Annotated in this window: 5 protein-coding genes; 2 read left to right on the top strand and 3 right to left on the bottom strand. The window is 46.1% G+C overall.

The genetic code is table 11. The features are described from left to right. The first annotated feature begins 123 nt into the window (after positions 1–123). Complete coding sequence (locus BDE36_RS21120; RefSeq protein ID WP_141816393.1) at positions 124–837, top strand: LytR/AlgR family response regulator transcription factor; 714 nt, start codon at positions 124–126, stop codon at positions 835–837. Positions 838–976: 139 nt separating this feature from the next. After that, a complete protein-coding gene (locus tag BDE36_RS21115) occupies positions 977–1,189 on the top strand; it encodes a hypothetical protein (protein WP_141816392.1) in 213 nt (70 codons plus the stop codon). A gap of 35 nt (positions 1,190–1,224) precedes the next feature. Here BDE36_RS21115 and BDE36_RS21110 read toward each other — a convergent pair whose 3' ends face one another. The 3 genes from BDE36_RS21110 to BDE36_RS21100 all read right to left on the bottom strand — a co-directional run bounded on the left by BDE36_RS21110 (position 1,225) and on the right by BDE36_RS21100 (position 10,075). Next, the gene (locus BDE36_RS21110; protein ID WP_141816391.1) at positions 1,225–1,896 is read right to left on the bottom strand and encodes a hypothetical protein; all 672 of its coding nucleotides are present in this window, start codon (positions 1,894–1,896) and stop codon (positions 1,225–1,227) included. 3 nt (positions 1,897–1,899) lie between these two features. Continuing rightward, entirely contained in the window at positions 1,900–3,546 is a 1,647-nt protein-coding gene (locus BDE36_RS21105) for an RHS repeat-associated core domain-containing protein (protein WP_141816390.1), read from the bottom strand. Positions 3,547–4,354: 808 nt separating this feature from the next. Next, positions 4,355–10,075, bottom strand: a complete 5,721-nt coding sequence (locus tag BDE36_RS21100; protein ID WP_141816389.1) for a DUF6443 domain-containing protein — start codon at positions 10,073–10,075, stop codon at positions 4,355–4,357. Between the last annotated feature and the right edge of the window lie 22 nt (positions 10,076–10,097).

Genomic DNA, 10,097 nt, shown 5'->3' with positions numbered 1-10,097 from the left:
CATTGAACAAAAAATATTGGCTTCATTCCTTTGATTTGACTCATTAGAAGCTTCTCTGAACTAACCATAAAGATGGGGCCGGTAGAGTTTATATTATTTTTAGCAACAACTTAAATCTTTCATATGATTAGCCTATATATCTATGGAGATAGCTCTCTTATCAATTCTGTTAACGATCTTACCTTCGTTTCATATAGATGTGTTGGATCTTCTATTAACTTCAGAACTGCATTTCTGGAAATACTAAGCAATAAACCTGAGGTTGTTATCGTAGACGAAGAAATTGCATTTAGAAATCCAACAGAAGTAACCTTACTCCAGCGCTTATCCCTGGTTGTATATTCCTCAAAGAAGGTTACCACTGCAAGCGAGATTCAAAACGACTTTTTTTTGCATACCCCCTTGCCTAAACACAGATATATGTCAACGTTTCCCTATCAAGATCTTGAAAGCAACAGTATCTTGTATCATTACGGTCTGATTGACGATACCGCAGTCTTTATACGAACTAACGCGAAAGGAGTAGGAGGGAAGATTGAAACAAGAATCGACATTTCTAATATTTTATACATTGAATCGTCCAGAAATTACCTGACGTTCTATACTGACAATGACATGAGTTTTTGTACCATGATGTCTCTGAGGTTCATTGAAACGAAGTTACCTGTGCAATTTAAAAGAATCAATAAGTCTGTCATTATAAACGCAGATAAAATAACTTCAGTTGAAGGTTGTGAGTTTGTCATCTTAAAAGACCCCAAGCTTCGAATTCCCATCGGACTTCATTATAGAAGAGAGTTCCTTAAATGGAAAAGAGAAATTAGATTAACACGTTAAAGGAATAACGCTAGGGCCTATAGTGTAAGGTTATTGGAAGGCCCGAATGAGATTTTGATATAGATATCCAGTAAAATAATGAGTATCTGTTAGTTAATTTTATGATAGTAAAATGCCCTGATTATGGGGTCATAAAACCATGCGCCGTAATTTTACGGCTGGCTTCTTCGCCTTACGCCGTCGGCAGTGTGTAAGGGTTCTTTTGCCCCGGATCTTTACGCATCAGGTGGCATTTGTAGGTATTCCTCTTCGTATGGCCGTTATCGCTTTTGACCGTTTGCTCCCCGGCTGTGAAGCCAGGGAAAGGAATAACAGCAGGGATAGGTTCATCATCGGGTTTTTAGCTGTTTAAAGCCCGAGGTAGACCCCCGGGGCTTAATGGATAACTTAGTCTTTATTAAACGAATAGTCTGTATCAAAGTACAAGAGAATCAACCTGTCCGGGCTAAAAACGTAGACATGGGATATTCCTTCTAAGCCTGATATGAGCTTTATCACCTTGACTTTTTCGATCTCATTGGGTGGAACGTCTTTAAAAAAGATCTTAAGGAAATCGACCTTATTCATTCCAGTCCCGATCCCGTTTACCAATTTTACCTGGTCATTAATGATCCTTCCGGAAACGATCTCAAGGGCATTTTTTTCGCTATCCTTGAACAGCTTAATAAAACAGCCATCACCGCTTGCCCGGTTAAGCACTATCGATGAATCAGTAACATCATGTTCTGTTGTCACATTTAGATTTTTAAATGTTTTGGAAAAGTCGTCAATGCTTCGAAACTTACCCAGGGGATAATACAGAAAAGCACTAGTAGAAACGATATTGAGGGTATCTCCTTTTGTAGACAGCTCGACCAGTTCGAAGTCTTTTTTAGCCAGGTTTTTCAGACTATCCTTTAAAGTTACTGCCGTTTCCTGAGAAACTGCCTGACTATCTATCGTGACAACAGAATCTTTTTCTGGCCCGCCAGATGATGCACTTCCGTTAGAGCAGCCTGCGGTGATAAAGATGATAGCGCAAAAGCAATAGCAAATCGATTTAATGTTCAGCTTTCTCATTGTTTAGTTATGTCCTTGTTCTTCTGTTCTTCTTGTTGATGTAACAGGCGCCTCCTTAAGCGTTCCCCCATTATATATCCTGTTGTCTTCCTCTGGCTTTGCAGGCTTAGTAGTTGTAGACATATTCGCTCCATCCAGTTTTCCATCGGGTGTTTCCTCTATTGGCCGGTAATAGCCAAAAAAGTCCGAGTTGCGATACTGGCTTGGGAGTATGGCATAAGGGTTCTCCTTTGCGTCTTTTCCTGCACCCCGGGCATGTATCAGTTTGATCTTACCCCCTTTGTCTACAGCAGTTACGATACCTACATGACCGTCCCACAGTGCAATGTCACCGACTTCGGGGGTATTAGAATGTTCGAATTGGTCTTTATTGCCTACAAAAGCCTTAATATCTTTCGTATTCATTCCTTTCACTCCATCCGTTACCTGATCGGCTGCCAAGACCCTTGAAACAAACTCCGAACAGTCCATATACTTTCTTCCTTCGGGTGTATTTGCTGTTCTGTTCGAGCCGGTTTCCTGTTTATATGGCGTTCCGGTCATGCTTCTTGCCGCCTTGATTCTATCACCCGGGCCTTCACCGTTTATATCAATAAACCGGATCGGATTATTAGCTCCATACAAGTACGTAGATCCCATTCGGTATAGCTCTGCCTTAGGATCGACAGTCGTAAATCTCCCAATCACCGGATCATAAAACCTGGCCCCATAATCATATTCATCTGTTAAGACATCCTGTTTCTCCTTTCCGTTATAAAGATAATTATTTTTATTCCCGAGTGTATATCTTCCAACATTCAATCCGAAGGCATAATACTCGTCTTCCTGTACCACCCGCTGGGTATTGTTGCCGTTGTCGTCTATCACCACCCTGGTGTTGCCCAGATGGTCCTTCAGGTTGTATTCGTAGGCGTAGCTGCCATCGCTTTTCCTCACTGCCCTGCCTTCTTCGGTCTGAATAAAGTCGATCACTCCGTTGGTATACTGGATGCCACCAATATAGTCCCTGGTAGTCCCTCCCTGTACCGACCGCAGTTTGTTTCCTGCGGCATCATAGGTATAGGCGGCTGTACCCGTTCCGCTTACCTGTAAAGGAAGGTTCAGCTCGTTATACGTAATGGTAACACCCCTGGTGCCGTCTGTGGTGGCATTGCCGTTGGCATCGTAACCATAGCTTCCGGCCTTAAAGCCTGATACACTGCTTAAACGGTTTCCGTCGTAAACATATCCCAGCGTTCCGTAGTTTCCTCGCGTCAGACTGGTGATGTTCCCCATCTTGTCATATGCCAGCTGCTCGCCAAGAAGGTTGCTGTTGTTATATGCTGATGTGGTCAGGCGGTTCAGGGCGTCATACTGGTAGGTGAACCAGCGGTTGCCGCTGTAGTCCCCCGTGTATTCCTGTTCGGAGATATTTCCGTTGTACTGCGGGAGGGCGCCTTTGGTTGTTTGGTTATACCTCAGCTTCAGGTCGAACTTCGGAGAACTGGATCCGCTCAGCCAGCCCCGCTCATTATATGTGTAGGTGGTGGTCTGGAGTCCGTTATGCAACTCCTTCTTCCACAACTGGCCGACTTCGTTATAAGTATTCTTTGCCAGAAGGACTTCGGTTGCATTATTGATGCTTTCCCAGGTATGGGTCTTTCTGCCCATGTGATCGTACTGATAGCGGGTCTTTACCGTTACACTGTTTGAGGGACTGCTGTGGTAGCGTGTGACTGTTACGGCTCATAGTATAAAAATCAAGAGAACAGAAAGGATATAGTAAAAGTAGATAGCCCATTTCTTTAATAAGACATCCTTATCTTTCTGGACTTTCACTACTAATTGCTTGATTTTTCCTGAAGAAGAATAACATATAACAGAAAACAGAATCAATAACACAATTAAAGACCATTTAAAATACTGATTATAGTCTTTATTCCCTGTCAATAGCAACAAATGCCTGATATAGAGAGAATTCCCCAATGCCGCTTCAAAAATTGCTTCGGCAAATCTACTCCAACTGTTATATTCCATTTTAGTTAAATTCGACTTGCGAAATGCACTATATAAAACAGCTAAATGGAACAGCAGAATTTGCATTTATTTAAGCTTATAAAACATCGAAGAATCTGGCATCCCCTTAAGTTGAAAAATATCTGATATAATCTTATTTGACCTACTTACTTTATAGTTAAATCGGATCGATCGCTTAAAATCGAGAATCGAAGAATCCAGTCCTAATAAGAGTAAATTCACCTCTCCCCTTTCATGATAGGCCCTTCCAGATGGCTGTACGTGGATTATACTGTCTAAATACATTTTTCTTGTTAATAGTTTATCTTTTTCTATCGCATACTGTTCGTCACTTATTACTTCCTTTCCGTCAATTGTATTACTTTTACTACCTCTATGAAGGCCTTTTTTATTATTGCTGGAACAGGAACAATAAATTAATATACCTATTATTATAAAAAACTTATTTATTTTGACGCGATTCCAGTATTTTTCTTGCTTCTTCGTACATCTTTTTTTGGTAAAATTCGGCTCTTCTTTGATACATTCGGTTTCCTGTGGCATTATAAAGTTGTTCATTTAATTTTAGCTCCTGTGCTGCATTAGTTCCTATCATTATCCTTCCACTTTCACTATTCCTATAGGCAACACCCAATTGAATACCGGTAGTAATAGTATTTGAATTTATAATCCTTTCCATTGCTAACTCTAAAAGTGCTGTCTGAAGGTCCAAATCACTTTGACTATTAGCTAACTTATATGCATTAACAGCGTTTGAAAGGGCATTTGAGTATTTAAATTTATTGGGGTCGACCTCATTTATTATTGAAAGTGGCGTATTTATTTTTTCTAACATCTCTACAGTTGGACTCAGGCCATCAGCACCATTAGATGGAGTAATTCGATTTGAAGTCAATTTTGTATTATCTTGCTTAGCTACTGAGTGATTCGGACCAGAGGCTGATACGGTTATCTCATCAGAAGAAGCTGTAACATATTGACCTTTAGATATTTCAACTTGATCTCCCCTGTGAATTTGTGTCGTACTATTAATTCCAAGAGTGTCTAATCCTAAGGGATCTGTATACCTTAATGGGTTACTTAAAGTATAGTTGTAAGGATTAAAATCATGATGGTTTTCCGCTAGCGGATCCACCGTCGTCCATCTCCCAATCACCGGGTCATAGAACCTTGCCCCATAATCATACTCATCTGTTAAGACATCCTGTTTCTCCTTTCCATTGTAAAGATAATTATTTTTATTCCCAAGTGTATATTTTCCAACATTCAGTCCGAAGGCATAATACTCGTCTTCCTGTACCACCCGCTGGGTATTGTTGCCGTTGTCGTCTATCACCACCCTGGTGTTGCCCAGATGGTCCTTCAGGTTGTATTCGTAGGCGTAGCTGCCATCGCTTTTGCGTACTGCCCTGCCTTCTTCGGTCTGAATGAAATCGATCTCGCCGTTGGTATACTGGATCCCTGCGATATAGTCCCTGGTCGTTCCTCCCTGTACAGACCGCAGTTTGTTTCCTGCTGCATCATACGTATAGGTGGCTGTACCCGTTCCGCTTACCAGCGAAGGAAGGTTCAGCTCGTTATACGTAATGGTAACACCCCGGGTACCGTCTGAGTAAGCATTGCCGTTGGCATCATAAACATAGCTTCCTGCCTTAAAGCCTGATACACTGCCCAAACGACCATAGCCGTCATACGTATATGTCAGTGGCCCGTATCCTGATCGGGTCAGGCTGGTGATGTTGCCCATCTTGTCGTACGCCAGCTGCTCGCCAAGAAGGTTACTGTTGTTATATACTGATTTCTCTAAGCGGTTCAGCGCGTCATACTGATAAGTGAACCAGCGATGGCCGCTGTAGTCCCCCGTGTATTCCTGCTCGGAGATATTCCCGTTGTACTGCGGGAGGGCGCCTTTTGTTGTTTGGTTATACCTCAGCTGCAGGTCGAACTTTGTCGAATTAGATCCGCTCAGCCAGCCCCGCTCGTTATATGTATAGGTGGTGGTCTGTAGTCCGTTATGCAGTTCCTTCTTCCACAGTTGGCCGACTTCATTATAGTTGTTTTTTGCCAGCAGCACTTCGGCTGCATTATTGATGCTTTCCCAGGTATGGGTCTTTCTGCCCATGTGATCGTACTGATAGCGGGTCTTTACCGTTACACTGTTTGAGGGACTAGTGTGATAGCGGGTAACTGTCTCCGGCTGGTCGGTAAACGTGTAGGTGGTCAGCACACTGTCCACTCCTCCCCGGTAGTTCTGGCTTTTGACCTGCATCACCCGGCCGTCGTCGTCATAGAAGGTCAGGCTGGTGAGCATGGTTGTTGTGCCCAGAACATTCGTCTTTGTTCCCGTCAGCAGGCTTTTGATCATCCGGCTCCGGGCTACCGGAAGGGCGCCGAATGTAGTGCTGCCCGGGAAGGTATAGTCATCGTAATAGTTCACACTCAGCAGTTTGCTGTAGCTGGTGGGGAAAGTCCGGTTGGTATAGCCTTCTCCTGTACTGCCTCCTGTATACCTTTCCCACAGGGTGTCGGTCTGGGCATCGGCTGTAGTCTGAAGTGAAGTACGCGTGCCGGTACTGTTCTGGTACTCCCCGCTCATCACTACCCGGCCCAGCCCGTCGTATTTGCTAAAGTTCCATTTGCCGCTCTGTGCCTGCCGGGGATCCTGAGTTAGAACTACCTGATCGATCTTATTGTACACCATGCTTTCCCAGCCGTCCTTTCCCGGGATCTTCTTTTCAATCAGACGCCTTCTTCCGTCGTAACGGTACTGATAGCCGTATTTGTTCAGGCGGGCGTCGTCCATGCCCCCGTCGGGCTCTGATCCCGGAGGGAGTACGAAGCTCAGGTCTCCAAAGTCATCATAGACGTAGTAGGTGGAATAAGGGGTGCTTTCATCCTTCCAGGTTCGTTTAAGTACTACCTGTCCCTGTTTGTCTTTATACTCTTCCGTTGTACCGGCTTTACCGCTTGTCCAGTTCTCATCTTTGGTGATGGTCAGGTACAGCTGACTGGCCTCATAGTTGCCCGTGCTGCTCAATGTCCGCTTGTATCCTTCACCTGCGGTAGTCACTACATTGGCGTAGTATAACCGTACCGCCCGATCTCCGGAAGCTGTATTGGTCCCGTATTCAATCTTTACCGTATGGCCGCTGCCGCTGATCCCGCTGGTGCTTAGCTGCCAGGGGTTCCCCGGTGCACCCTGTTCTTCCACCCGGTTCAGCGGTGAAGGCTCAAACCGCGTCTCTGAAAAGGGGGATGGAACAGCGCTTACTCCGGATCCTGCTCCGGGGGCGCTGAAGTAGGATGGTAAAGACGTCAGGGCGTTTGGCTTATAGCTTCCTGTATTGGATACATCGGCATAGCCCAGGTATTTCTTTGCCTCCCGCCCGAAGGCATCGTATTCATTAGGGATCACAATATCTTTGTCTCTGCCAGGGCTTCCAACGTACTGTACCGTCTGAAGAGGCCTGCCCAACCCGTCGAAATACAGGATCGTAGATTGTACCTCACCGGCATTTTTGCTTGTGAGGTCTGTAGCTCCGTCAAAAGCCTTTCTTGGAGTCATCGTCAGAATATAGTTCTGGTCCTGGCTCGGCTTCGGCCCGCCATTAAGTACTGCAAAGGTAATAGTAGTGCTACCGGTTCCTCCGCTGCTGTTACGTGCGGTAATCGTATAGGTGGTAGCCTGGCAAGTTGCTATAGGAGTACCGCCGATCGTTCCGGTTTCGGGATCCAGGCTAAGACCTTCGGGAAGTGCAGGGCTGATTGTGAAGGCTGGATTTACCTCAATCTTGCGGACCACGCTCCCGGTTCTGTTACCAACGTAAATATTGCCCTGATTGTCCTGGCAGATCCCAAAGGGGGCGTTCATTCTCACCTCATTACCTGTTCCATTAACAATACCTGCAATAGTCGTTCCGGCAAAGGTCGTTACTACTCCTGAAGGGCTGATCCTCCTGACCATATTGTTCAGCTCGTCACACACGTACAACATTCCAGTATTATCACACAGGATGGCATTAGGCTTGTTGAAAGAGGCCGCTTTGCCGGTGCCGTTTGCAAAGCCTGCGGTGCCGCTTCCTGCCAGTGTGCTCACCTCTCCGGAGTGGCTGATTTTCCGGATCCTGTTTCCCCGCTGCTCTGCTACATACAGGTTCCCGTAGCGGTCAAATGCCAGGCCCGCAGGATATGTAAAGGTTGCTGAAAGAGCAGCCCCATCTGTGCTCCCCTGCACCCCCGTCCCGGCAAAGGTGGTTACCTCTCCTGCGGAGGTAATCTTGCGGATTCTATGGTTTTCCATATCACTTACATATAAGTTTCCGGCTGTGTCGAGTGCCAGACCTGCAGGATACTTAAAACGCGCTGAACTGCCGATACCGTCGGCAAACCCCATTTCCCCACTGCCGGCAAGCAGACTGGTGGTACCTATAGGGCTGATCTTCCGGATCCGGTGGTTTCCTTCGTCGGCAACGATAATATTTCCTATGGTATCAACTACCAGGGCTGAGGGCTGAAAGAACCGGGCAGCCCGGCCGGTGCCTTCTGCATAATTGTTGGAATAGCCTCCTCCCGCCAGCGTGCTGACAATCCCTGTGCGGGCGATCTTACGGATTGTATTACTCCCCTCATCGACTACGTAAATGTTCCCGGATGTATCGGATGCTACCCCCTGAGGGGTATAGAAGGTGGAAGACAGGGCAGTACTATTGGTATACCCGTAAAATCCGGTTCCTGCATAGGTACTGACACTTCGGCTGAAAACTGCTGCGGGCCCGCTGCTGGTGACGTTAACCGATATAGGTCTGTCTATAATCACTTCTGATGGAAAGGAGTAGGCAATCACCGGTGATTGAGGGGTCATATTGACCGTAATACGCGTGGTGATATCGCCGGTAGCTTTACCTGACCCCTCCGACACCACATAATAGGTTCCGGCAGAAAGGTCCACCTGAAACCAGGAGTGCTCCCCCGGGCACTCCGGTCCGGGGGAACCGTTGTCTTGGGCAATCACTTTCCCGCTGTTGTCCAGCAGGTATAAGAAGGTATCAAACATACTGCCGCATTGCGACAAGGTAACAGTTGCCAAGCCCTTTAGGGTAAACCGGTAATAGATATCGTTGTTCGGCTGGCCCATCTCATTGCCCAGGCAGGGATCTGCATTGCTCAAAGTATGAGTGTAATTTCCTGAATTACTGTAAGTTCCGGCATTGATCGCATTATACATGGTGGCCCCTTCGGGGAGGTTACCTGAAGCATTGCCGGTGATCTCCAGGAAATAGTAATCGGTTTGTTCGCCGTAGCCTTCTACCACCACGTAATACGTACCGGGCGTCAGCCCGGGATACGATATATAAGAGGCTCCGCCACAGTACTCGTCATTGCTGATGATCTCACTGCCGGATCCATCTACCAGGTGGACATACGTATCCATAAGACTTTCGCAAAGCGATACGGTGAGATCTGTAGTACCGGATACAGTCAGCTTGTACCAAACATCAGGACCGGGTTGGCCGTACCGCTGTTCACTGTTGTTATCGGCGTTGTAATTGTCCTCATAGGGTACTCCGTTATAATCAGAGTTACTCCGTGAATCGTAGAACGTGTTGTTGCCACACCCAAAGGTGCCAGCATTGACCGTTCCTTTGGGCGGGGTAATAGTGGATGAGCTGCCGGTTATCTCCAGCGTATATGGGCCGGTAAGGTAATTATAACCCTCTACTACCACATAATAAGTGCCGGCCTCTTGTATTGAATACGAAATCCAGGAAGCGCCATCACAATAGTCATCATTGCTTATGATCTCGCTGCCGTTTTCGTTCACCAGGTGAACATAGGTATCCAGCAAGCTTCCACAGAGAGATACAGTGAGATCCGTCGTGCCCGATACGGTCAGCTTGTACCAAACATCAGGACTTGGCTGGCCATATCGCTGTTCACTGTTGTCATATTCATCATAGGTGTTGTAATAGGTTGTCCAGCGATCTGAGGTATTGTCCCGGGAATCATGAAAGGTTCTATCGCCGAAGACACCGGCATTAATTGCTTGGGACATATCGGTCCCGTCCTGGGCAAGTACTCCGCTGGTGATCATGAGCAGGAAGGGGATGAGCAATAGAAACATCCATCTGGCTGCCTGGATTTTATATCTTAAAGGTTGGTTCATGGTTAGCTCTTTGAAAATCCTC

Source organism: Arcticibacter tournemirensis (assembly GCF_006716645.1).
Lineage (GTDB): Bacteria > Bacteroidota > Bacteroidia > Sphingobacteriales > Sphingobacteriaceae > Arcticibacter > Arcticibacter tournemirensis.
Note: the sequence above shows the minus strand (reverse complement) of the source record. Positions and strands in the feature narration are given on the sequence as shown.